Source organism: Actinoplanes sp. NPDC026670 (genome assembly GCF_040638175.1).
GTDB lineage: Bacteria > Actinomycetota > Actinomycetes > Mycobacteriales > Micromonosporaceae > Actinoplanes.
Genome location: NZ_JBEZXU010000001.1, coordinates 365,641 through 389,021, shown reverse-complemented (window position 1 = coordinate 389,021; position 23,381 = coordinate 365,641). Strand labels below are relative to the sequence as shown.

General features: G+C 71.6%; 23 protein-coding genes. 15 read left to right on the top strand and 8 right to left on the bottom strand.

Features of this window, described 5'->3' with window-relative positions; genetic code table 11:
• Nucleotides 1–20 precede the first annotated feature (20 nt).
• Both AB0E94_RS01660 and AB0E94_RS01655 read right to left on the bottom strand, forming a co-directional pair.
• Entirely contained in the window at nucleotides 21–1,052 is a 1,032-nt protein-coding gene (locus AB0E94_RS01660; RefSeq protein ID WP_360320797.1) for an LLM class F420-dependent oxidoreductase, read from the bottom strand.
• Complete coding sequence (locus AB0E94_RS01655; RefSeq protein WP_360320794.1) at nucleotides 1,052–2,131, bottom strand: alcohol dehydrogenase catalytic domain-containing protein; 1,080 nt, start codon at nucleotides 2,129–2,131, stop codon at nucleotides 1,052–1,054. Before AB0E94_RS01655 ends, AB0E94_RS01660 begins: the two co-directional genes overlap by 1 nt.
• A gap of 86 nt (nucleotides 2,132–2,217) precedes the next feature.
• Here AB0E94_RS01655 and AB0E94_RS01650 point away from each other — a divergent pair, with 86 nt between their 5' ends.
• Genes AB0E94_RS01650 through AB0E94_RS01630 form a run of 5 tightly spaced genes read left to right on the top strand, consistent with a single transcriptional unit; the run spans nucleotide 2,218 to nucleotide 5,622 of the window.
• On the top strand, nucleotides 2,218–2,808 hold the full coding sequence (locus AB0E94_RS01650; RefSeq protein ID WP_360320842.1) for a TetR/AcrR family transcriptional regulator: 591 nt from the start codon (nucleotides 2,218–2,220) through the stop codon (nucleotides 2,806–2,808).
• A gap of 29 nt (nucleotides 2,809–2,837) precedes the next feature.
• Entirely contained in the window at nucleotides 2,838–3,599 is a 762-nt protein-coding gene (locus AB0E94_RS01645; RefSeq protein WP_360320791.1) for a glucose 1-dehydrogenase, read from the top strand.
• A 1-nt stretch (nucleotide 3,600) separates the two neighbouring features.
• On the top strand, nucleotides 3,601–4,512 hold the full coding sequence (locus AB0E94_RS01640; RefSeq protein WP_360320788.1) for an SDR family NAD(P)-dependent oxidoreductase: 912 nt from the start codon (nucleotides 3,601–3,603) through the stop codon (nucleotides 4,510–4,512).
• A gap of 20 nt (nucleotides 4,513–4,532) precedes the next feature.
• Nucleotides 4,533–4,961, top strand: a complete 429-nt coding sequence (locus tag AB0E94_RS01635) for a pyridoxamine 5'-phosphate oxidase family protein (protein WP_360320839.1) — start codon at nucleotides 4,533–4,535, stop codon at nucleotides 4,959–4,961.
• 58 nt (nucleotides 4,962–5,019) lie between these two features.
• Nucleotides 5,020–5,622, top strand: coding sequence for a TetR/AcrR family transcriptional regulator (locus AB0E94_RS01630; RefSeq protein ID WP_360320785.1), 603 nt, complete (start codon nucleotides 5,020–5,022; stop codon nucleotides 5,620–5,622).
• Here AB0E94_RS01630 and AB0E94_RS01625 read toward each other — a convergent pair.
• The 3 genes from AB0E94_RS01625 to AB0E94_RS01615 all read right to left on the bottom strand — a co-directional run bounded on the left by AB0E94_RS01625 (nucleotide 5,602) and on the right by AB0E94_RS01615 (nucleotide 9,095).
• Nucleotides 5,602–6,633 (bottom strand): MBL fold metallo-hydrolase, encoded by a 1,032-nt coding sequence (locus AB0E94_RS01625; RefSeq protein ID WP_360320782.1) that lies wholly within the window; start codon nucleotides 6,631–6,633, stop codon nucleotides 5,602–5,604. The two genes, AB0E94_RS01630 and AB0E94_RS01625, sit on opposite strands and share 21 nt — an antisense overlap.
• 101 nt (nucleotides 6,634–6,734) lie before the next feature.
• Nucleotides 6,735–8,243 carry an aldehyde dehydrogenase family protein gene (locus AB0E94_RS01620; protein ID WP_360320779.1) on the bottom strand — a complete coding sequence of 503 codons (1,509 nt, stop codon included), beginning with the start codon at nucleotides 8,241–8,243 and terminating at the stop codon, nucleotides 6,735–6,737.
• 33 nt (nucleotides 8,244–8,276) lie between these two features.
• Nucleotides 8,277–9,095 (bottom strand): SDR family oxidoreductase, encoded by an 819-nt coding sequence (locus tag AB0E94_RS01615; protein ID WP_360320776.1) that lies wholly within the window; start codon nucleotides 9,093–9,095, stop codon nucleotides 8,277–8,279.
• Nucleotides 9,096–9,144: 49 nt separating this feature from the next.
• On the opposite strand from AB0E94_RS01615, the gene AB0E94_RS01610 reads away from it, so the two are divergent.
• Genes AB0E94_RS01610 through AB0E94_RS01595 form a run of 4 tightly spaced genes read left to right on the top strand, consistent with a single transcriptional unit; the run spans nucleotide 9,145 to nucleotide 12,457 of the window.
• Nucleotides 9,145–9,882, top strand: coding sequence for an enoyl-CoA hydratase family protein (locus tag AB0E94_RS01610; protein WP_360320773.1), 738 nt, complete (start codon nucleotides 9,145–9,147; stop codon nucleotides 9,880–9,882).
• 18 nt (nucleotides 9,883–9,900) lie between these two features.
• Entirely contained in the window at nucleotides 9,901–10,722 is an 822-nt protein-coding gene (locus AB0E94_RS01605; RefSeq protein WP_360320770.1) for a CoA-transferase, read from the top strand.
• On the top strand, nucleotides 10,719–11,411 hold the full coding sequence (locus AB0E94_RS01600; protein WP_360320767.1) for a CoA-transferase: 693 nt from the start codon (nucleotides 10,719–10,721) through the stop codon (nucleotides 11,409–11,411). Before AB0E94_RS01605 ends, AB0E94_RS01600 begins: the two co-directional genes overlap by 4 nt.
• The gene (locus AB0E94_RS01595; RefSeq protein WP_360320764.1) at nucleotides 11,408–12,457 is read left to right on the top strand and encodes a nitronate monooxygenase; all 1,050 of its coding nucleotides are present in this window, start codon (nucleotides 11,408–11,410) and stop codon (nucleotides 12,455–12,457) included. The genes AB0E94_RS01600 and AB0E94_RS01595 overlap by 4 nt, the downstream gene beginning before the upstream one ends.
• On the opposite strand, the gene AB0E94_RS01590 is transcribed toward AB0E94_RS01595, so the two are convergent.
• Nucleotides 12,441–13,736 (bottom strand): beta-ketoacyl synthase N-terminal-like domain-containing protein, encoded by a 1,296-nt coding sequence (locus tag AB0E94_RS01590; protein ID WP_360320761.1) that lies wholly within the window; start codon nucleotides 13,734–13,736, stop codon nucleotides 12,441–12,443. The genes AB0E94_RS01595 and AB0E94_RS01590 overlap by 17 nt on opposite strands.
• A 63-nt stretch (nucleotides 13,737–13,799) precedes the next feature.
• Between AB0E94_RS01590 and AB0E94_RS01585 the strand changes: the two genes are divergently transcribed.
• Genes AB0E94_RS01585 through AB0E94_RS01570 form a run of 4 tightly spaced genes read left to right on the top strand, consistent with a single transcriptional unit; the run spans nucleotide 13,800 to nucleotide 17,110 of the window.
• Nucleotides 13,800–14,933 (top strand): acyl-CoA dehydrogenase family protein, encoded by a 1,134-nt coding sequence (locus AB0E94_RS01585; protein ID WP_360320758.1) that lies wholly within the window; start codon nucleotides 13,800–13,802, stop codon nucleotides 14,931–14,933.
• Nucleotides 14,934–14,943: 10 nt separating this feature from the next.
• A complete protein-coding gene (locus AB0E94_RS01580; RefSeq protein WP_360320755.1) occupies nucleotides 14,944–15,693 on the top strand; it encodes an acyl-CoA dehydrogenase family protein in 750 nt (249 codons plus the stop codon).
• Entirely contained in the window at nucleotides 15,690–16,559 is an 870-nt protein-coding gene (locus AB0E94_RS01575) for a TIGR03619 family F420-dependent LLM class oxidoreductase (protein ID WP_360320752.1), read from the top strand. Before AB0E94_RS01580 ends, AB0E94_RS01575 begins: the two co-directional genes overlap by 4 nt.
• Nucleotides 16,556–17,110: a hypothetical protein gene (locus AB0E94_RS01570; protein ID WP_360320749.1), complete on the top strand. Its 555-nt coding sequence runs from the start codon at nucleotides 16,556–16,558 to the stop codon at nucleotides 17,108–17,110. The genes AB0E94_RS01575 and AB0E94_RS01570 overlap by 4 nt, the downstream gene beginning before the upstream one ends.
• 209 nt (nucleotides 17,111–17,319) lie before the next feature.
• On the opposite strand, the gene AB0E94_RS01565 is transcribed toward AB0E94_RS01570, so the two are convergent.
• On the bottom strand, nucleotides 17,320–18,837 hold the full coding sequence (locus AB0E94_RS01565) for a S8 family serine peptidase (RefSeq protein WP_360320746.1): 1,518 nt from the start codon (nucleotides 18,835–18,837) through the stop codon (nucleotides 17,320–17,322).
• Between the two features lie 126 nt (nucleotides 18,838–18,963).
• Here AB0E94_RS01565 and AB0E94_RS01560 point away from each other — a divergent pair, with 126 nt between their 5' ends.
• Nucleotides 18,964–20,496 carry a GGDEF domain-containing protein gene (locus AB0E94_RS01560; RefSeq protein WP_360320743.1) on the top strand — a complete coding sequence of 511 codons (1,533 nt, stop codon included), beginning with the start codon at nucleotides 18,964–18,966 and terminating at the stop codon, nucleotides 20,494–20,496.
• A gap of 189 nt (nucleotides 20,497–20,685) precedes the next feature.
• On the opposite strand, the gene AB0E94_RS01555 is transcribed toward AB0E94_RS01560, so the two are convergent.
• On the bottom strand, nucleotides 20,686–22,197 hold the full coding sequence (locus AB0E94_RS01555) for a GGDEF domain-containing protein (protein ID WP_360320740.1): 1,512 nt from the start codon (nucleotides 22,195–22,197) through the stop codon (nucleotides 20,686–20,688).
• A gap of 97 nt (nucleotides 22,198–22,294) precedes the next feature.
• Between AB0E94_RS01555 and AB0E94_RS01550 the strand changes: the two genes are divergently transcribed.
• A complete protein-coding gene (locus AB0E94_RS01550; RefSeq protein WP_360320737.1) occupies nucleotides 22,295–23,326 on the top strand; it encodes a hypothetical protein in 1,032 nt (343 codons plus the stop codon).
• Nucleotides 23,327–23,381 lie beyond the last annotated feature (55 nt).

The window sequence follows — 23,381 nt, the reverse complement described above, 5'->3', positions numbered from 1 at the left end:
CCGTATCCCATAGGCCTGGATCAGGGGAGCAGGGTGCGGAGTTCGGCGATCTGTTTGACCCGGTCGGCTCGGGTGGTGGCCAGTGGTGACGCCAGCAGCGTGGTGACCCCGGCGGCGGCCAGCGCGTCGAGCCCGCGCCGGATGTCGTCCGGCCGCCCGGCCAGGGACGTCGCGGCGACCAGGTCGTCCGGGACGGCGGCGATCGCCTCGGCGCGGCGGCCGGACAGGTAGAGGTCCTGGACGCGGGTGGCCGCTTCGGCGTACCCGTAGCGGCGGACCAGGTCGTTGGAGAAGTTGCGGCCGCGGGCGCCCATGCCGCCGAGATAGAGCGCTAGCTGTGCCCGGTGCCGGCCGAGCAGGGCGGGGTCCGGGTCGCCGATGACGAACGGCACCGGGACGCTGACGTCCAGCGGCGGCAGCGCGGGGTCGCGCCGGGACCGCCCGTCGGCCAGGGATTCGCCGAAGACCCGGCCGGCGGATCGCGGGTCGAGCCAGAGCGCCTGCCAGCCTTCGGCGATCTCCGCGGCCAGCGCCACGTTCCGGGGGCCCATGGCGGCCAGCAGGATCGGCACGCGTGGCCGTACCGGATGATTGATGATCTTCAAAGGTTTGGCGTAGTCGCCGGGCAGCGGGATCCGGTAGTGGGGGCCGTCAAAGGTGAGGGTCTCGCGGCGCCAGACGCGGCGGCAGATCTCGACGATCTCGCGGGTCCGGGCGACCGGCGCGTCGTAACGCACTCCGTGGAAGCCCTCGATGACCTGCGGACCTGAGGCGCCCAGCCCGAGGTTGAACCGGCCGCCGGACACGTAGTCGAGCCCGGCGGCGGTCATCGCGGTCAGCGTAGGAGTGCGAGTGTAGAGCTGCATCACACCGGACGCCAGATCCATCGCACACGTCCGGGCGGCGAGGTAACCCAGTTGGCTGACGGCGTCGAAGCTGTACGCCTCCGGGACCACCACCAGGTCGGCGCCGGCCTCCTCGAACTCGACCACCTCGTCGACCGCCTCGGCGAAGCCCTCGCCGCTGTAGCCGAGCTGGATCCCGAGCCGCATCAGTCGTTGACGATCACTTGGCGGATCACGTCACCGCTGCCCAGGGCGGCCAGCGCCTCCCCGGCCTGGTCGAGGCGCAGGCGGCGGCTGATCATGCCCTCGATGTCGAGGCGGCCGGCCCGCCACAACGCGAGCAGGCGGGGGAAGTCGCGGTGCGGGTCGGCCGAGCCGTACAGCGAAGGGACGATCGTCTTGCCCTCGAACAGCAGCTCGAACGGGCTGAACTCGACCTGGTCCTCGGCCCGCCCGGCGCCCACGACGACGACCTGGCCGCCGCGCCGGGTGGCGGTCCACGCGGTGCGCAGCGTCTGCGGCACGGCGACCACGTCGAACGAGTGGTCGAACCCCTCCGGCGCCACCTCGGCCTGGAGGTCGCTCAGCTCGTCGGGGGTGGCGGTGTGGGTGGCGCCGAACCGGCGGGCCGCCTCGTGCCGGGCCGGTACCGTGTCGACCGCCATGATCTGTGCGGCCCCGGCGAGGCGGGCGCCCTGGATGGCGGCGATGCCGACGCCGCCGCAGCCGATCACCACGACACTGTCGCCGGGCCGCACCTTCGCCGTGTTGATCACCGCGCCGACGCCTGTGGTGACGCCGCAGCCGACCAGGGCGGCCACCTCGTACGGCACGTCGTCGTCGATCTTCACGGCGCCGGCCCGGGGCACCACCATCTCCTCGGCGAACGAGCCGCACCCGGCCATCCCGAAGATCTCCAGGTCACCGGCGGTGAACCGGGGGATCACGTAGCCGGCCATCACGTGGGTCATGCAGAGGTAGGCCTCGCCACGCCGGCAGTGCGTGCAGACGCCGCAGGCGGGCAGCCAGTTGACCGCGACCCGGTCGCCGGGGGCCAGGTCGTCGACGCCGTCGCCGACCTCGAGGACGTCGCCGGCCGCCTCGTGGCCGAGGACGGCGGGCACCGGCTGGGGCAGGCCGCCGCGCAGCGCGGACAGGTCGGAGTGGCAGACCCCGGCGGCCCGCACCCGCAGGCGCACCTCGCCCGGCCCGGGGCCGAGGACCGTCACGTCGTCGCGGTAGTCGAGTTTCTCGTCCCCGATCGTGTGCAGCACGGCCGCGCGCATCCCGGCACCCCCTCGAAATTAGAACGCGTTCTACGCTATCGACGAGCCTGGTACCAAGCAAGCGTTCGGTCAAGGGCGATAATCGGCTGGTGACGCAATCCAAGAGCCCGTCCGAGCGGCGCGCCCATCTCGTCCGGCTGGCCGGGGACCTCTTCGCCGAGAAGGGGTTCCGGGCGACCACGGTGCGGGAGATCGCCGACGCCGCCGGGATCCTGTCCGGCAGCCTCTACCACCACTTCGACTCCAAGGAGTCGATCGGCGACGAGATCCTCAGCGCCTTCCTGGAGGACGTTCTCGCCGGTTACCGCGAGGCGGTCCGGGACACGCCCGACCCGCGGACGGCGATCGAGCAGATCGTACGGTCCAGCACGGCCAACCTGAGCCGGCACCGGGCGGCGCTGACGATGCTCCAGAACGACTGGAACTACTTCAGCGGGCAGCCGCGCTTCGCGTACCTGCGCACCACCATGAAGGAGATCGAGCAGACCTGGATCGAGCTGCTCGAACGCGGGAAGCAGACCGGGCAGTTCCGGGCCGACCTGGACACCCGGCTCACCTACCGGCTGCTGCGCGACATCCTCTGGCTGCCGACGTCGTGGCGCTCGTCGGCGACGTGGAGCACCGACCAGATCATCGACGGGCTTCTCCGCCTTCTGTTCGACGGCATCCGGGCGTAGCCTCCCAAGCAAGCGCTTGGGAGGTTTCGATGGGGCGGCTGGACGGCAAGGTTGCACTGATCACCGGCGGGGCGCGCGGCATGGGCAAGGCCCACGCCCGGCACTTCGCCGCCGAGGGGGCGCGTGTCGTGATCGGCGACGTGCTCGACGAGAAGGGGCAGCGGGTCGCCGACGGCCTCGGCGCCGACATCTGCCGGTACGTCCACCACGACGTGACCAGTTCCGATCAGTGGGCGGCGGCCGTCGACGCGACGCTCGGCGCGTTCGGGAAGCTCGACGTGCTCGTCAACAACGCCGGCATCCTGCGGCACGCCCCGGTCGCCGAGATGGACCCGGCCGAGTTCCGGCAGGTCATCGAGGTGAACCTGGTCGGCACGTGGCTCGGCATGCGCCAGGTGGTCCCGGCGATGATCGAGGCGGGCGGCGGCTCGATCGTGAACATCTCGTCGATCGAGGGGTTCGCCGGGGCGGCCGGGCTGTCCGCGTACAGTGCCAGCAAGTTCGGCGTCCGCGGCCTGACCCGGTCGGCCGCGCAGGAACTGGGCGCACTCGGCATCCGGGTCAACTCGGTACACCCGGGCGGGGTGATGACGTCGATGGCGCTGGCCGCCGCGCAGACGATGACCGGCGTGGACGGCAGCGGGTTCCTCAAGGGCCTGCCGATCGCCCGCTTCGCCGAGCCCGTGGAGATCTCCCGGCTCGTCGCGTTCCTCGCCTCCGACGAGGCCTCCTACACTACCGGCGCCGAGTTCCTCGCCGACGGTGGCCTGCTCAGCGGACCGGGGTACTGAGATGGCAGCCCTTGACGGCCGGGTCGCCGTCGTCACCGGAGCCGGGGCCGGCCTGGGCGCCGCCGAAGCCCGTGCGCTCGCCGCGGCCGGGGCCCGGGTGGTCCTCAACGACCTGCCCGGCGACCCCCTCGACGAGGTGGCCGAGCAGATCCGGGCCGGCGGCGGCGAGGCGGTCACCTGCCCCGGCGACGTGGCCGACTGGGCGACCGGGGAGGCGCTGGTCAAAACCGCCGAGGACACGTTCGGCGGGCTGGACGTGCTGGTCAACAACGCGGGGGTGCTACGCGACCGGATGATCTTCTCGATGTCCGAGACGGAATGGGACACCGTCATCCGGGTCCACCTGCGCGGCCACTTCGTGACCACCAGGTTCGCCACCGCGTACTGGCGGGCGCGGGCCAAGACCACCGGCGGGCCGGGCTATGCCCGGATCATCAACACCGCGTCCGAGGCCTTCCTGCTCGGCTCGGCCGGCCAGCCCAACTACGCCGCGGCCAAAGGCGGGATCGTCTCCCTCACCCTCGCCACGGCTCGCGGTTGTCACAAGCATGGGGTACGAGCGAACGCCATCTGCCCACGCGCACGAACCTCGATGACCGGCGAGCTGATGGGCCCCGCCCCGGCCGGCCCCGACCCGATGGCCCCGGAACGGGTCGCGCCCCTGGTCGTGCACCTGGCCGGCCCGTCCGGCGAACGGATCACCGGCGAGGTGTTCGTGGTGCACGGCGACGTGGTGGCGGTGCTCGGGCCGCCGACGGTGCGGGCGGTCTTCCACGCGGCCACCGGCGAATGGACGGCCGCCGAACTGGACGCCGCCCTGAGCACGGAGTTCGCCGCCGACCCGCCCCGCCCCGGCTTCGTCTGCGAGGACACGCTGCCGCTGGCCGGGTCGACCTTCGGCGAGGGGTCGTGAAACAGCGGGACGCGGTCACCATGACCGAGGACGAAGTGGGGGCGCTTCTCGCGTACCAGAGGAAGGTCCAGATCGCCACCATCAACCCGGACGGCACGCCGCATCTGGTGACCATGTTCTTCGCGGCGGCCGGAGGCCGGATCGCGTTCTGGACCTACCGGGCCTCGCAGAAGGCCCGCAACCTGGCCCGCGACCCGCGCCTGACCTGCCTGGTCGAGGACGGCGAGGACTATTTCGAACTGCGCGGTGTGCAGGTCAACGGCACGGCCACGGCGATCACCGACCTGCCGGGCGTGACCGGGGTGGGCCGCCTCATCGCGGCCCGGATGCCGGACATCCCGGCCGACGCCCTCGACGCGTACGTCGATCACGCCGCCCGCAAACGCACCGCCTACCTGGTGGAGCCGGTCCGGGTGACCAGCTGGGATCATCGCAAGCTGCTGGCGTGACCATCCGGGCCCGCAGGCGCATAGACTGACCGCCGTCCGGAGCGGGGTGGGAGGGCGCATGTCAGTCGGTGCGGCGGTGGGCCGCCCCCGCGATCCCGAGGTGGACGAGCGGATCGCCCGGGCCGCGGCCGAGGTCTTCGGCACCGAGGGCTGGGCCCGTTTCTCGGTCGACGCGGTGGCCCGGCGGGCCGGGGTCGGCAAGGCCTCCATCTACCTGCGCTGGCCCAACAAGGAGGCGCTGCTGGTAGCGGTCTTCGCCTCCCGCCTGTCCGGGGTCCGCGACATCGACACCGGCAGCCTCCGCGACGATCTGGTGGCGCTGGCCCGCCAGGTGCTGCACGCATTCCTGGACGAGTCGGGCGGCGCGGTCCTGCGCCTGATGCTGGAGGTGGAGAGCATCCCGGCCGGCCAGGAGCATCTGGACCGTTTCCTCCAGTCCCAGGCGACGGCGGCCCGGGCCATCGTGCACCGCGGCATCGACCGGGGCCAGCTGCGCCGGGACATCAGCGTCACCCTGCTGCTCAACACGATCAGCGGCGGCGCCCTCAATCACGCCTTGACCACGCCGTCCCGCTCCCGCGCCAAGGTGGCCGCCGGCGCCGACCGCTACGCCGAGGAACTGGTCGATTTCGTGCTGGCCTCAGTGACCACGGCCGGCTAACGCCACCGCGCGGAGGCGGTCGCCCTCGCGGATCAGGTCTCCCGAGCGGATCAGCAGTTCCACGTGGGCGGCGGTCTCGGCCACCGCGCCGACCAGCATCGGGCCGATCTCGTCCCACGGGCGCGACCAGGTCAGCTGGGACGCCACCTGCCAGATGGTGGCCGCACCCAGCCTCTCCACGGTCTCCCGGATCTCGCGGCACCGGTCGCGGTGGTGGCCGTCCAGTTCGGCGGCGCGCGCGGCAATTCCGCGGAAGCGGTACTCGTGGCCGGGCAGCGCCTCGCACTCGTCGTACGCGGAGACCTTCACCAGCGACTCCAGGTACCGGCCGAGCGGGTCCTCGCCGCTCAGCTGGAGGCCGATGTTGGGGCTGATCCGGGGCAGCACGTGGTCGCCGGTGAGCAGCACCTGCGCGTCGGGTTCGAGCAGGCACAGGTGGCCCGGGGTGTGTCCGGGCGTCCAGACGGCCCGTAGCCGGCGGCCGGCCAGGGGCACGAGGTCACCGTCGTCGAGCATCACGTCCGCATCGGCAAGCGGGGCGAAGTGTGTGTCGACCGCCGCCCCGAACCTCCCGATCAGGCCGTCGATCTCCTCGGCCGGAACGTGCAGATCACGCATCCACGCCGCCAGTGCCACACTCGGCGCCACCTCCCGGTCACGCAGCATCGTCGCGTGCTCGGCAGGATGCATGGCGACCCAGGCCCCGGAGGCGTCGCGGAGCCGGGCGGTCAGCCCGTGGTGGTCCGGGTGCACGTGGGTGAGCACGACCCCGGTGACGTCGGCGGCGGTCGCTCCGGCCTCGGCGAGCCCGGCGGTGAGCGCGTGCCATCCGGCGTCGCTCTCCCACCCGGGGTCGACGACGACGAGCCCGTCGTCCCCCGGAACCAGGTAGCTCAACGTGTAGCGCAGCGGATTGTTCGGGATCGGCACCGGAACCGACACCAGCCCACCGGCCAGCTTCTCCACCGGCGGCAGGACCTTGGCCCGCCAGGCCTCCTGCTGAATGCTCACCCGAACCCCTTTCCTAGACGGGTGACGTCTAGGAAAGAAACGATATCTTGAACGTCACCCGTTCAGCAATCGGCGGGCGGGCGCAGGATCTGAGGACGGCCCTACATCATCTCCTCGGTGGTGGGGATCAGGACTGTTTTCAGCTCGGTGTAGGCCTCGATCGACGTTCGGCCGCCCTCCCGGTTCAGGCCGGACTGGCCGTAACCGCCGAAGGCCACGTGCGGCTCCAGCTGGTAACCGTTGACGCCGACCGTTCCGGCGCGCAGCGACTTCGTCAGGCGGAACGCCCGCTTCACGTCCGACGTCCAGACGGTGGCGGCCAGGCCGTACGTGGTGTCGTTGGCCAGGCGCAGCGCCTCGTCCTCCTCGGTGAACGGGACCACCGCCAGCACCGGGCCGAAGATCTCCTCGCGGGCGATCGTGGCGTCGTTGGCGACGTCGGCGAACAGGGTCGGCTCGACGAAGTTGCCGGCCGCCAGCTCGCCGTCGGGGCGGCCGCCGCCGGTCACCAGGCGGGCGCCCTCGGTGCGGCCGGACTCGATGTAGCCGAGGACCCGGTTCAGCTGGCGTTCGTTGATCAGCGGGGACGCGGTGGTCTCCGGGTGGAACGGGTCTCCGTAGGTGACCAGCGCGGCCATCGCCTCGGCGATCGCCAGGAACTCGTCGTAGACGTCGCGGTGCACCAGCGCCCGGGTGTGCGCGACACACGCCTGGCCGGAGAGGCCCATCGTCACCGTGCCCATGGTGGTGGCGGCGGCCGCGTACACATCGGCATCCGGGAAGACCAGTGACGGGCTCTTGCCGCCGAGCTCGAGGCTGGTCCGTTTGACGCCGTTCGCGGCGGCGGCCAGGACCTTGCGGCCGACGCCGCGGCTGCCGGTGAAGCTGATCTTGTCGACCAGCGGGTGGTTGATCAGGGCGTCGCCGGTGGTGTCGCCGGGGCCGGTGACCACGTTGAGGACACCCGGCGGCAGTCCCGCCTCCTCGATGATGCGGGCCAGGCGCAGCGCCGAGAACGTCGCATACTCGGACGGTTTCAGCACCACGGTGCAGCCGGCGGCCAGCGCGGGCGCGATCTTCTGGGCGGCCAGCAGCAGCGGGCCGTTCCACGGGATGATCGCGGCGACCACCCCGACCGGCTCGCGCAGCGTGAGCACCATGTGGTCGCCGCCCTGGTAGCCGGGCAGTGTCTCGCCGGCGAGCTTGTCGACCCAGCCGGCGTGGTGGTCGAAGATGTCGGCGACACATTCGACGGACATCGCATACGTCTCGCCGAAGCTGACCGGCACCCCGTTGTCGAGCGCGACCAGCGTCTGCAGTTCCACGGCGTTTTCCCGGATGGCGTCGGCGATGCGGCGCAAGACCTTGATTCTTTCCTTCGCTCTGGTACGCGGCCACGTGCCCTCATCGAACGCGACGCGAGCAGCGCGTACCGCCGCGTCCACGTCGGACGTCGTGGCGATGGCGAACGTGCCCACCTCCTCGGCGGTCGCCGGGTGCAGGTGGTTCCAGGCGGCGCCGTCGGCGGACGGGCGCCAGTCGCCGTCGATCAGCAGTTCTCCGCCGGCCAGGCCGACCTCGTCGCGTTTGGCCTTGATCGAGAGCACCATACCGACCTCCGGGCGCGCGAATTGAAACAGGTTCTATTTCTCGGCACGGTACGCCGTGTCCCGGAGGTCCGCCAGATACGCCGGCCATTCACCGCCCCCGTGCACCGCCAGCGACGCCCCGCTGATGTACCCGGCCAGCGGCGACGCGAGCAACAGACAGGCGCTCGCCACCTCCCCGGCCGCCGCCGCCCGCCCCATCGGCACAGTCCGCGCCACGGTCGACGCCGCGGGAGGGCTGGACGCGGACGAGCCGGGCACGTCGACCGGGCCCACGACCAGGGTGTTCACGCGAACTTTCGGAGCCCACTCGGCGGCCAGACTGGTCGCCAGGTGCTGGAGGCCCGCTTTGGCGGCGCCGTAGGCGGCGGTCCCGGGTGACGGCCGGGTGCCACTCACGCTACCGATCATGAGGATCACGCCGCCGGTGTCCTGGTCGCACATCACCGCGTTGGCCGCCTGCGCCACATGCAGTGGCGCGATCAGGTTGAGCTCGATGATCTTCGCGTGCAGCCGGGGAGAGGCCCGGCCCGCCGGAACCTCCGGACTGCCTCCGGCATTGTTGATCACCACGTCGACACGCCCGAACCGCTCGACCGCGGCGTTGATCAAGGCCGCCGCCTGGGCCGGATCACGCACATCCGCCTGGAAGAACTCCAACCCGAAGAGAGCCGGCGCGGCGGAAGACGGCGCGGCGGCGGGAGCGGGCGGGGATGGCGGCGGCGTGGGTGGGGTTCGGCCGCAGATCAGGACGTCGGCGCCGGCCGAGTGGAACGCCGCGGCGATGGCGGCGCCGATGCCGCGGGTGCCGCCGGTGACCACCACGGCGCGGCCGGTGAAGTCGAGGGGGTCCATGGATGTCGATGCTAGCCACCCAAGCAAGCGCTAGGTTAGCCTGACCGCCGTGGGGATCGATCTGCACCGCGGCGCGGTCGCTGAGGTGATCGTGGATTTTCCGCCGGTCAACGCGCTTCCGGCGGCCGGCTGGCACGCCCTCGCCGACGCGATCGGCGCGGCCGGGGCCGACGAGCAGACCCGGGTGGTGGTGCTGGCGGCCGAGGGCCGCGGGTTCTGCGCGGGTGTGGACATCAAGGAGATGCAACGGACTCCGGGCCACGAGGCGCTGCTCGCCGCGAACCGGGGGTGTGCGGCCGCGTTCGGGGCCGTCTACGACTGCCCGGTCCCGGTGATCGCGGCGGTCCAGGGGTTCTGCCTGGGCGGCGGGGTGGGCCTGGCCGGCAACGCCGACCTGGTGATCGCGGCCGACGACGCGACGTTCGGGCTGCCCGAGGTGGACCGGGGCGCGCTGGGTGCGGCGACGCACCTGGCCCGGCTGGTTCCGCACCAGCTGATGCGGACCATGGTCTACACCTGCCGGCCGGTGACGGCGTGGGAGCTGCACCGGTTCGGGACGGTGCTGGAGGTGGTTCCGGCGGCCGGGCTGCGCCGGGCCGCACGCCGGGTGGCCGAGGAGATCGCGGCGAAGGATCCGCTGGTCATCCGGCGGGCCAAGGAGTCCCTGAACGGGATCGATCCGATCGACGTGAAGCGCTCCTACCGGTTCGAGCAGGGCTTCACGTTCGAGCTGAACCTGAACGGCGCCGGCGACCGGGCCCGCCAGAAGTTCGTGGACGGCCGATGAAGTGGAGGGCCAGCAGAGGTGAGAGTCAGCATCGAGGACGCCGTCGCCGAGGTCCGGGACGGGATGACGGTCGGGATCGGCGGCTGGGGCTCACGGCGTAAACCGATGGCCCTGGTCCGGGCGCTGCTGAGGGCCGGCCGCAAGGACCTGACCCTGGTCGGCTACGGCGGGCCGGACGTCGGGCTGCTGGTGGCCGCGGGCCGGGTACGCCGGATCGTCACCGGTTTCGTGTCGCTGGACAGCATTCCGCTGGAGCCGCACTTCCGGGCCGCGCGCAGCGCCGGAGCCGTGGAGCTGACCGAGTATGACGAGGGAATGCTCTACTGGGGGCTGCTGGCCGCCGCGAACCGGCTGCCGTTCCTGCCGATCCGCGCGGGCCTGGGTTCCGACGTGATGCGGGTCAATCCGGGCCTGCGGACGATCCGCTCCCCCTACCCCGACGCCACCGAGCTGGTGGCGATGCCGGCGATCACCATGGACGTCGCGTTCATCCACCTGAACCGGGCCGACGAGCACGGCAACGGCCGCTATCTGGGCCCCGATCCGTACTTCGACGACCTGTTCTGCCTGGCCGCGAAGAAGCGGTTCCTGTCGTGCGAGCGCCTGGAGAAGACCGACGACCTGATGAGCGGCGGCCCGCCGCAGACGCTGCTGGTCAACCGGTCGATGGTGGAGGGCGTGGTGGAGACCCCGAACGGCGCGCACTTCACCAGCTGCGTCCCCGACTACGGCCGGGACGAGGCGTTCCAGAAGGAGTACGCCACCACCGACTGGGACACGTTCCGGGCCCGCTATCTGGACGGCGACGAGGACGACTACCAGCGGGCGGTCCGGCGGTGACCCGGGCCGAGACGTGCGTGGTGGCGTGTGCCGAGGCGTGGCGCGGCGACGGCGCGGTGCTGGCGAGTTCGGCCGGGCTGATCCCGGGGCTGGGCGCCCGCCTGGCGCAGCTCACGTTCGCCCCGGATCTGCTGGTCACCGACGGTGAGGCGACCCTGTTGCGGGACGGGCAGGTGGAGGGCTGGCTGCCGTACCGCCAGGTCTTCTCGATCGTCGCGGCCGGCACCCGGCACGTGATGATGGGCGCGAGCCAGCTGGACCGGTTCGGCAACCAGAACATCTCCTGCATCGGCCCGTGGGAGCAGCCCACCTCGCAGCTGCTGTGCGTGCGCGGCGCGCCCGGCAACACGGTGAACCACCCGGTCAGCTACTGGGTGCCCAGGCATTCGCCGCGGGTGTTCGTCGAGCACGTCGACATGGTCTCCGGGGTCGGTCACGATCGGGGCGCGCACGAGATCCGCCTGGTCGTCACGAATCTCGCGGTCCTCGACTTCGCCACCCCGGACCGGTCGATGCGGCTGCGGTCGGTGCATCCGGCCGTCACGGTGGACGAGGTGGTCACGGCGACCGGGTTCGCGCTGACCGTTCCTGATCAGGTGCCGGAGACGCGCGAGCCCACCACGGACGAGCAGCGCCTGATCCGGGAACATCTCGACCCGGACGGCCGGCGGGACCGGGAGGTCAGGTGAGGACGGCGCTCACCGAGCTGCTCGGCTGCCGGCATCCGATCGTGCAGACCGGCATGGGTTACGTCGCCGGGGCCGGTCTGGTGTCGGCGGTGGCCGAGGCCGGCGGTTTCGGCATCGTGGCCTCCGCGACGATGACCCTCGGCCAGCTCGAAGCCACGATCAAACAGATCAAGAGCAAGACCCACAATCCCTTCGGCGTCAATGTACGGGCGGACGCCCCCGACGCGAGCGAACGCATCGACCTGCTGATCCGGGAACGGGTGCGGCTCGCCTCGTTCGCCCTCGCGCCGGACCGTGACCTGATCCGCCGGTGCGCCGACGGCGGGGTGCTGACCATGCCGTCGGTGGGCGCGCGGCGGCACGCCGAGAAGGTCGCCGCCTGGGGTGTGGACGCCGTGCTGGTGCAGGGCGGCGAGGGCGGCGGGCACACCGGGCCGGTGCCGACGACGCTGCTGCTGCCGCAGGTGGTGGACGCGGTGGACATCCCGGTGGTGGCGGCCGGCGGGTTCTTCGACGGGCGGGGGCTGCTCGCGGCGCTCGCCTACGGGGCGGCCGGGGTGGCCATGGGCACCCGGTTCCTGCTCACCTCGGACAGTCCGGTCGGGTTGCGGGTCAAGCAGCTGTACCTCGATGCGGACGTGACGGGCACCGTCGTCACCACTCGCGTGGACGGGATGCCGCACCGGGTGCTGCGTACGCCGTACATCCAAGGTTTGGAAAGATCGGGACGGGTGAGCGCGCTGGTCCGGTCGGCCCGGCATGCCGTCGCGTTCCGGCGTCTCGCCGGCCTGTCCTGGCCGCAGTTGCTGCGGGCCGGGCGGGCGGCGCGGCACGGGCGCGAGCTGACCTGGGCGCAGACGCTGATGGCGGCGGGCACGCCGGTGCTGTTGCGCACGGCGATGGTCGAGGGACGCCCGGAGTTCGGGGTGATGTCGGCCGGGCAGGTCGCCGGGATGATCGACGACCTGCCGTCGTGTGCCGAACTGATCGCGCGGATCATGAAAGAAGCGGATGACGGGCTGGGGCGGCTCACAGCCGTTCGATGATCGTCACGTTGGCCTGGCCGCCGCCCTCGCACATGGTCTGCAGGCCGTATCGTCCGCCGCACCGTTCGAGTTCGTGCAGCATGCTGACCATCAGCCGGGCGCCTGTCGCACCGAGCGGATGACCGAGAGCGATCGCTCCGCCGTTCACGTTGACCCGTCCGGGGTCGGCGCCGGTCTCCTTGAGCCAGGCCAGGACGACACTGGCGAACGCCTCGTTCACCTCGAAACGATCGATGTCGCCGATGCTCAGCCCGGTCTTGCGCAGAGCGTGCGCGGTCGCCGGGATCGGTGCGGTGAGCATCAGGACCGGATCGTCGCCGCGGGCCGAGAGGTGGTGGATGCGTGCTCGCGGGTGCAGGCCGTGGTCGCGGACGGCCTGCCCACTCGCGATCAGGAGAGCGGCGGCCCCGTCGGCGATCTGGCTGGCCATCGCGGCCGTGGTGACCCCACCTTCGCGGAGCGGCTTGAGCGCGGCAATCCGTTCAGCGCTGGTGTCCCGCCGCGGACACTCGTCCGCCCCACCCCACAAACCGCCACCGCCTGCCGCGCTTCCCGCGCCTGCCGCGCCTGCCGCGCCTGCCGCGCCTGCCGCGCCTCCCGCGCCTGCCGCGCCTGCCGCGCCTCCCGCGCCTCCCGCGCCTCCCGCGCCTCCCGCGCCTCCCGCGCCTCCCGCGCCTCCCGCGCCTCCCGCGCCTCCCGCGCCTCCGATGATCTCTCGCTTGAAGCGTCCTTCGTCAATTGCTTTGACCGATTTTTCGTGACTTATCAGTGCGTAGGATTCCATCGCCTCCCGGCTGATCGACCACCTCGCAGCGATGTCGTCGGCGCTGCGGAACTGCGAGACCTCCTGTAAGCCGTACCGCGACGCCCAGCCGTCACTGCCCACATACGGGCCGGCCGGAGCCATCGCGCTGCCGATCGGGACCTGGCTCATGTTCTGCACTCCCCCGGCGACGATCAGGTCAGCGGTCCCGCTCATCACCGCCTGCGCCGCGAAGTGCACCGCCTGCTGCGACGACCCGCACTGCCGGTCCACCGTGACCCCGGGAACGTGTTCTGGAAAGCCGGCCGCCAGCCATGCCGTCCGGGCGATGTCCCCGGATTGCGGCCCCAGCGTGTCGACGCACCCGAAGATCACGTCGTCGACCGCGGCCGGATCGACACCGGCCAGCAGCGCACCGATCACCGCGGCGCCCATGTCAGCTGGATGAACCCCGGAGAGCAGACCACCACGACGCCCGACCGGGGTGCGCACCGCACCGACCAGATATGCCTCCATTGTTGACGCCCTCCCGTCGCAGCGAGTAGAACGTGTTCTAACTTACCGGGATCGGGGTGGCCCATGCACGTCGGATACACGCCCGAGCAGGAGAAGCTGCGGGCCGCACTTCGGGACTACTTCGCGACACTGATGACACCCGAGCTGCGGGCCGGCCTGACCAGCGGCGACGGCGAATACGGCGACGGCGCCGCGTACCGGGAGGTGGTCCGGCAGCTGGGCCGCGACGGCTGGCTGACGATCGGTGGCCGGTCCCGTCTGGAGCAACTGATCTTCGCCGACGAGGCGGCCCTGGCCGGGGTGCCGGTGCCGTTCCTGACCCTCTACACGGTCGGCCCGACCATCGCCCGGCACGGCACCGCCGAGCAGAAGGAGCAGCTCGTCCCCCGGATCGAGGCGGGCGAGGTGCACTTCTCGATCGGCTACTCGGAGCCGGGCGCCGGCACCGACCTGGCCGCCCTGAAGACCCGGGCCGTCCGCGACGGCGACCACTACGTGATCAACGGCCAGAAGATGTGGACCAGCCTGATCCAGTACGCCGACTACGTCTGGCTGGCCTGCCGCACCGACGCCGAAGCCCCGCGGCACAAGGGACTGTCGATCATCATGGTCCCGACCGACGCCCCCGGGTTCTCGTGGACCCCGGTGCGGACCGTGGCCGGCCCGTCGACCAGCGCCACCTACTACGACGACGTACGCGTCCCGGCATCGGCGCTGGTCGGCGTGGAGAACCAGGGCTGGCGCCTGATCACCGACCAGCTCAACCACGAACGGGTCGCCCTCACCTCGGCCGTCCCGCTCCAGCGAGCGCTGCGGGAGGTCCGCGACTGGGCGGTCGCCACCGGCCGGATCGAGCACGAGTGGGTCCGCCTGCACCTGGCCCGGGTGCACGCGAAGACCGAGGCGCTGAAGCTGTTCAACTGGCGGGCCTGCATCACCGACGGCACCCCGGCGGCGCCCCGGGCATCGGCCGGCAAGGTCTACGGCACCGAGTTGGCCATCGAGGCGTACCGGCTGCTCATGGAGATCATCGGCCCGGCCGCGACGATCCGCGAGGGCGAGCCGGGCGCGGTGCTGTCCGGCCGGATCGAGCGGATGTACCGGTCCTCGCTGATCCTGACCTTCGGCGGCGGCACCAACGAGGTGCAACGCGACATCATCGCGGCCGGCGCGCTCGGCCTCCCGATCAGGCGTTGAGGAGCCGCTCATGGACTTCGAACTCAGCACCGAAGCCGTCGAACTGGCCGGGCTGACCCGCGACCTGGCGGCCTCGGGGCGGCCACTGTGGCCGGCGCTCGCCGAGGCCGGGATCCTCGCGGCGGCGCTACCGAAACGGGCCGGCGGCGAGGGCTACGGGCTGGTCGAGCAGTGCGCGATCCTGATCGAGCTGGGCCGGCACGCGGCCGACGTCCCGTATCTGACGTCGATCGTGGTGGCCGCCTCGACGATCGCCGAGTTCGGCGCCGACGAGCAGGTCGAGACGCTGGCCGTGCCGGCCGGACGGGGTGACCTGATCCTGTCCGGAACAGACGTCGCGCCGGCCGTCGCACGACAGAAACTGGTCTTGGGCACGGCGGCCCAGCAACTCGGCGTCGTCGAACGCGCCCTGGAGATGACCGCCGAGTACGCCCGCACCCGGGTCCAGTTCGAGCGCCCGATCGGCGCGTTCCAGGCCGTCTCGCAGCGGCTCGCCGACGCGTGGATCGATGTGGAGGCGCTGCGGCTGGCCGTGTGGCAGGCGGCGTCCCGGCCGGAGGCGGCCGAGATCGCGACGGCCGGGTTCTGGGCCGCCGAGGCCGGGCACCGGGTGCTGCACACCGCCGTCCACGTGCACGGCGGCGTCGGCATCGACATGGACTATCCGCTGCACCGGTACTTCCTGGCCGCCGAACACCACGAGTTCCTGCTCGGTGGCGCCACCGCCCAACTTCTCGACCTGGCCGAGGTGCTTCGATGAAATTCACGCTGGGGATCGCGCTGAGTCCGCTCGACCAGTTGACCGAGCTCGCCCGTACCGCTGAGGAATGCGGTTTTGCCTCGATCGCCTTGCCGGATTCGCTGTTCTATTCCGAACACGTCTCCGCCGCCTATCCCTACACGCCGGACGGCAGCCGATTCTGGAACGCCGACACCCCCTGGCCGGACCCGATGGTGGCGGCCGGCGCCATGGGCGCGGTCACGTCGACGATCCGTTTCTACACCCAGGTCCTCAAACTCGATCCGCGCAATCCGCTGCTGCTCGCGCGGCAGATCGGCACGGTCGCGGCGCTCACCGGAAACCGGTTCGGGCTCGGCGTCGGGCTCGGCTGGTCGCCCGAGGAATCGCATTGGTGCGGCCAGCCGTTCTCCGATCGCGGGGCCCGGGCCGACGAGTCGATCGAGATCCTCAAACGGATTCTGGCCGGTGGAATGGTGTCGTTCCACGGAAAGCATTTCTCGTTCGAGAAGCTACAGATGAGCCCGGCGCCGACCGAACCCGTCCCGTTCTACGTCGGCGGGCACTCCGAACCGGCGCTGCGCCGGGCCGCGCGGATCGGTGACGGCTGGTCCTCGGCGATGATCGGTTTCGACGACCTGCGGTCCACCATCACCAGGCTGGGCGAGCTCCGCGCTGAACACGGCCGCGCCCACCTGCCGTTCGAGATCCAGGCGGTCTGCATCGACCGGCCCGGCCTCGACGGGTTCCGGCAGCAGGCGGAGATCGGCGTCACCGACGCGATCGTGGTGCCGTGGCGCCGCTTCGACGCCACCCTCCAGGAGAAACGTGACGCGCTGCGCCGCTTCGCGGATCGGTTCGTGGGGCCGCTAGCCTCGGCCGGGTGAATTCACCCGCTGCCCCGCCACGCCCGGCGTCCCGGCCGGTCGAACTGCGCCCGGTCGGCCGGGCCGATCGTGCCGTGCTGACCAATCTCGGACAACTGTTCCGCCACGACCTGTCCGAGTCCTACGGGCACGTGCCGAACGACGACGGGTCCTTCAACGACCGGATCGTCGACCTGTTCCTGGCCGGGGCCGAGCCGGAGGCCCGTGGCTGGCTGATCACCGCCGCCGGCCGAACCGGCGGATACGTCCTCACCGCCGCGGATCCCGGCGGTGGCCGTACCATCTCGGCGTTTTTTGTGGTCCGCGGTCTGCGCCGGACCGGCGTCGGCCGGATCGCCGCGCTGGAGGTCATTCGAATGGTGCCGGGGCGCTGGGTCATCGGTTTTCAGCGTTACAACCCGGGCGTCGAGGATTTCTGGTCCGCAATCGCGACCGAATTGACCGGCGACAAATGGGAGATCCACGACGGCCCGACCCCGGAGACGCGCCCGCCGGACACTTTCATAACCCTTGATCTGGTACGCGCCCCGTGGCCGGACAACCGCATTTGACGAGTGCCGAACCACGCCCCGCGAGGCAGGCGGTCCGTTCCGCTTTCCGCGCGCCCGCCGGGCTCCGGCAGCCCAAAGACCGCGAGCCGTCGCTGAGCCCGGTAATCCGCACCGCGAAGCCGCCGTAAGCGACGGCTGAGGCCGCCGGCCGTCGCTGAGCCCGGTAATCCGGTACGGATTACCTGCGTGAGCGACGGCCGACGGTCTGCTCACCCCCAGCGGGCGGTGCTCCAGTCCTCGGTGGAGGCGTAACGGGCGCCGCTCCAGTCGTCGGCCGACCACGCACGGCCGCTCCAGGCGCGGCCGCTCCAGCTCGGGTCGGTCCAGGTCCGGTTGCCGCTCCACGGGATCGCCTGCCACACGACCGAACCCCAGGTCTTCGAGGCGAACGACGTGCCGGTCCAGCCGTCGCCGGCGATCGGGATGCCCATCCAGGTGCCGCCGATCCACGACCGTTCGGCCGCCGACATGGCCGCCCAGTTGGCGCTGTGGAACGGCCCGAAGACGGTGAACTCGCCGGTCAGCGGCACATTGTTGCTGACCACCCGGCTGTCGCCGCGGGCGTCGTCGAGCCTGCCGTCACCCGCCGACAGCGGGAACGACTGCCCCGCGGCGGCAGGCGTCAGGCTCAGCGCGGTGTTCACGTTGATCTGCTTCAGCCGGAGCGTGCCCGCTTTGCCGGTGGCCAGCGCCGTACCCCGCTTGAGAAGGTCTTTGACCTGGTCGGGGGTGAGCGACGGCCGGGCCTGGAGCAGCAGCGCGACGGCCGCCGAGGTCACCGCGGTGGCCTGTGAGGTGCCGCTGCCCCGGAACAGCGTGGTGCCGCTGCGCGCCGCCGGGTACGTCGCGTCGATGGCCGATCCCGGGTCCCGCAACGACAGGATCGACTCACCGGGCGCCAGCACGTCGATCGCCTTGCCGTTGGTGCCGCTGTTGGTGAACGTGGCCAGGTCGTCGTCGGCGGTGGAGACGGTGCCCTTGGTCGCGGCGGCGCCGACCGCGAGCACGTACGGATCAGTGGCCGGATTGGTCAGCCGGGTCTCGGCGTTGCCGTCGTTCCCGGCGGCCACGACCACGACGATGCCCGCTTTCCAGGCGCGTTCGACGGCGTACTGGAGGGGGTCGCTGGCGGCCGACGGGTTGCCGCCGCTGCCGTAGGAGAGGTTGAGCACCCGGATCGGGTTGGCCGGGTCGTCGTTGCGGTGCTCGACCACCCAGTCGACGGCGGCGATCACCTGGGACACGTCGACGGCGCCGTTCGCGGTGCCCAGCTTGAGCGATGTGAGCTGCGCGCCGGGGGCGATGCCCTTGGTGCCGGAGGCGGTGTCGTTGCCGACGATGATGCCGGCCATGTGGGTGCCGTGGCCGTACGAGTCGAGGTAGCGCAGGTTGTCGGCCTGCGATTCGAACGACAGGTCGGGCCCGTTGACCACTTTGCCGGCCGGCAGCCCGGCGACCGGCGCGATCCCGGTGTCGAGCAGGGCCACCCCCACTCCGGCGCCGGTCAGCCCGGCCGCGTTCCCGGTGTCCGCCCCGATGATCGCCCGCACGTCCTTGAGGGTGGTGCCCGCCGTGGATCCGGTGGTGGTGGTCAGCCAGCGTCCGCTCCAGGCGCGGCCCATCGGCTCCGGCGTCCCCCCGGGCACGATCAGCGCACTGCCCCCGACCAGGGCGAGCGGCAGTGCCACCGCGACCGCGGTGCGCAGGGCCTTTCTCGTACGCTTCATCGCGCGTCCTCCGTAGCGTTCCGGTTGCCGTACGGTGGCGAGTCATCGGCGCGGCCCGGCGAACCCTGAGGTTTCCTTCCGGATCGGTTTTCTTCAGTTGTGGCCGGTCGCGCCGATGTGGCGGCAGTGACCCTGGACCTCGCCGCCGAAGTCGACGACCTCGAGAACCACGAGGGACACGACGTCTCGGCCCTGCTGGCCCGGGCGTCCGCCGCCGTGGACGAGGCGCAGCGGCTGGGAGACGTGGTGCTGGGGCACCGGGCCCGGCTGGTGCACGCCGACATGCGCCGCCGGCAGGGCGACGTCGATCACGCGGCCCGGGTCTTCCTGGCCACGCACCGCTGGGCGGAACGCCACGACTGCCGGCCGCTGCTGGCCCGCAGCCACTTCCATCTGGCGCTGACCTTCCACTACCTGGGTGATCACGCGGCCAGCCTGGAACACGCGCTCAATGCGGTGGACCTGCTCGACGACGACGCGCCGGGCGGGCTGCGGGTGATCCATCTGGTACGGCTGGCCAACTCGCTCGCCGAGAACGGATCCACCGACGCGGCGCGGGACCGCTACCAGCAGGCGGAGCGGATCGCCACCGACATCGGTGACCGGACGCGGCAGCTGCTGGTGCTGAACAACCTGGCGTACACCGAGCTGGAGGCCGGCAACGCGGGCACCGCGCTGGCCGCGGTCGAGCGGATGTACCACGCGGCCCGTGCCATCGGCCGGGATCTGCTGATCATCGAACGCGACACGGTCGCGAACATCCACATCAGCGCGGGCCGGTACGAGGAGGCGGAGCGGATCCTGCAGAACGTGTGGGAGGCGCCGCCCTGGTTCGAGGCTCACGACGCCGCCGAGGCCGCGCTGACCCTGGCGCTCGCCCAGCGGCACCGCGACGCCCTGGACCGTGCCCAGGCGAGTCTCGACCACTGCCGGGAGCTGTGCGCCGAGCATCAGCTCAATTCGGTCGGGGTACGGGCGATGGCCGAACAGGCCGAGCTGTACGCGGCCGCGGGTGACCACCGTGCCGCGTTCGACGAGTACAAGCGCTTCCACACCGCCAGTGAGCAGCTGCGTTCGGCCCAGCAGGAGGCGAAGGCCCGGGCCCGGCAGGCGATGCTGGAGACCGCGGAGGCCCGCCGGGACGCCGAACGCTATCGGGAACAGGCCCGCCGCGACCCGCTGACCGGTCTGTGGAACCGCCGGTTCGTCGACGAGAGCCTGCCGCAGACGCTGGCCGGCGCCGCCGCGGCGAACCGTCCCGTGGTCCTGTCGGTGATCGACATCGACCACTTCAAACGGATCAACGACACGCTGTCGCACGACACCGGTGACCGGGTGCTGATCGCGGTCGCCGAACTGCTGGCCGACGAGCAGGACCGTCTCGCCGCCGACGGGTTCGTGGCCCGGATGGGTGGCGAGGAGTTCCTGATGGTGCTGCCCGGGGTGACCGCGGCCGAGGTGTTCGAGCGGCTCGACGGGGTCCGCCGCCGGATCGCCGGGCACCGCTGGCAGCCGGTCACCGGCAACCTGCCGGTGACGATCAGTGTGGGCGCCGTCGTCACCGGTCAGGCCACCCGCGACCAGGCCCAGTTGCTGGCCGAGGCCGACCGCCGGCTCTACACGGCCAAGCGCGAGGGCCGCGACCGCGTGATCAGCTGAAGACCGCCAGCCGTCGCTGACACGCCTCAACCAGCACGGAAAACCACCGTGAGCGACGGCCGAGACCGCCAGCCGTCGCTCACGCGCCCTATCGGGCGCGGGAAAGCGCCGTAGGCGACGGCTGGCGGTTCCCGGGCCGGACCGCGTCCAGCCGACCGGTTTCAAGCGGTGAGCGGGCCGGCAGCCGTTCTAGCCGGGAGGCACGGAACTGAGGGTGCCGACGGTCTCGGGGATCTGCCGTTCGATTCTCCGGCGGGATTTCGCGACGTACATCGCGGCGTCGGCCCGGTGCAGAATCGCCTCGGTGTCGTCGTCGGTCTCGCGGGCGGCGACGCCGATGCTGGCGCCGATCGTGACGGTCTCGCCGGCGATGTGGAACGGCTCGGTGAGCCGTTCGGTGAGCCGTTCGGTGAGCCGGTTCCGGAGGTGTTCGGCGTCGGCCGGCCCGGCGTCCGGGGCGAGCAGGATCGCGAACTCGTCACCGCCGAGGCGGGCCACCAGGTCGATGGTTCGGGTCTCGGCGCGCAGCCGGGCCGCCACCTCGGTCAGCAGCATGTCGCCGGCGGCGTGGCCGAGCCGGTCGTTGACCGGTTTGAAGCCGTCCAGGTCCAGGTAGAGCACGGTGAGCGGGCCGGTCGGCCGGTCCGCCGCGCGCTGGTGGAAGAGGGCCCGGTTGGCCGCGCCGGTCAGCGGGTCGTGGTAGGCGAGGTGCCGCAGCTCTTCCTCACGTTCGCGCAGTTCGGAGACGACCCGGTGCAGGTCGCGGCTGAGCGCCGAGTTGTCGCGCAGGGCGACCAGCTGGCGGGCGAGGACGAGCAGGACGACCGCGCCGAGGACGGCGGCGGAGAAGGTGTCGAGGTGGTTGCCGGAGCCGACCCGGTCGATGGCGGCGAGGATGGCCAGGGCGAGCGGGAAGTACGGCAGGTACAGCAGCACCGGCAGCGCGGGCGCGGCCAGGCCCGGCCGTTGCGACGGGGCCATCACCGCGGCCAGGCCGAACAGCACGAACCCGGCGACCCAGCCGGTGTCGATGATGCTGCCGCAGGTGTACGAGCTGTGCTGGTTGAGGTAGGCGAACCCGAGGTCGGCGGTGCTGAACGAGATGGCGCCGGCGACGATCAGCGCGGCGCTGCGGCGGCGGCCGGGTTCGGCGTGCGGGAGCAGGATCAGGGCGACCGCGCCGATCAGCACGTCGCCGAGCGGATAGGCGGCCGACACCGCCTTGGCCAGCGGGGTCAGGTTGCCGGCCCGGTAGACCGACTCCAGGACGAACACCCAGCTGAGGAAGAGCAGGGAGCCGGCGATGACGAGCCCGTCGAGGACGACCCGGAGCAGGCCGCGGCGTACCCCGAGGAAGGCGATCAGCGCGGTGACCGTGCACGGGACGATGAGCAGGAACCCGAAGTCGCCGATGTTCGGGAACGGGGCGGTGATCTGCCGGACCGACACGTACCAGGCCCACGTCGACTCGCCGAACGCCCAGCCGGTCATGCCGATCGCCAGCACCGCCCAGGCCAGCCGGGAACGGCCGGCGCTGCGGCGGGCGGTGACCAGCGCGGCGGCCGCGGCGAGCACCGCCGACAGGATGAGCACGGTGACGCTGAAGTCGGTGGCGGCCTGGGAGCCCGACGGCAGGGCGCGGAGCACGGCGAAGTGCCCGACGACCAGGGCGGCGCCGAGCAGCACGAGAAGCATCGGCATGTCCGCCTCCGTCGTGACCGGGTACTGGCCTCAGGGTGCCGGGGCCCGGTTGCGGACGGGGTATCAGAACGGGTGCAGCCGACCGTACGATCTTGCGATGTTCTTCCTCGCCCGCTACGTCATCCGCCGCGTCATCGGTGGCCCGTTGCCCCCGACGCCCGAATTCGACGCCGACGTGGACCTGATGATCAAGGATGCCGTGCTGCGGGAGGCGCGGGCGCGGCTGCTGCGCGACGGCGACTGGCGGGTCGCGAAACAGACGATCGAGGCGGCCGGTACGGACTGGGCGCTGCGCAGCTACCGGCTGGGTGTGTTCGCCGGGCTGGCCAGTGCCGACGACACCTGGTTCGACGGCTGGATGCGGGCCGAGCCGGCGGATCCGTCGGCCGCGCTGATCTGGGCCCAGGTGCTCGGTGGGCGGGCCGGGGAGGCCCGGGGCGGCGCGTCGGCGGCGAAGACGTCACGGGAGCAGTTCGACAGCTTCCACACCCTGTCGGAGAAGGCGGCGGAGGCCAGTGTGCGGGCGCGCGAACTGGCCGATCCGGGCGACCCGGGGCCGTGGATCGAGCTGATGTCGTCGTGTTTCTCCGCCCGGGCGGGACAGCTCAACGAGTTCTACGCCGAGGCACGACGCCGTGACCCGCACAACTTCGCCATGCACGAGATCGCGGTCGTTCTGACGTGCGCCAAGTGGTACGGCTCGCACGAGCGGATGTTCGCCGTCGCGCACGCGGCGGCCGAGGCGGCGCCACCCGGGCACAAGTCGACCCTGCTGCCGTTGTGGGCGCATTTCGAGTACGCGATGCGCGAGTTCGCCTGGGAGGACCGCAGCAAGCAGGCCCAGAAGGCGGTCCGGAAGTACTTCCGCAAGTCCGAGGTGCAGCGGGACGTCGACGGGTGGATCGCCAAGTTCCGGTCGGCGCCACCCACCTCGGAGCAGCTGTCGCAGGTCCGGCATTGGATGGCGGTCTACTACTGCCTGACCGGCCGCCGGAAGGACGCCAAAATCGTCTTCGACGAGCTGGGACAGTACGTGGCCCGCGCCAACGAGTGGGGCTGGTTCTACGGCGACATGGAGTACGGCTACCTGAAGAACTGGTGGTGGGCGAACGGCGTCGGCGGCGTGTGACGTCCCTACCGGCCCGGTGAACAGGCCTGACACCGGACGATCGGGTCCTAGGCTG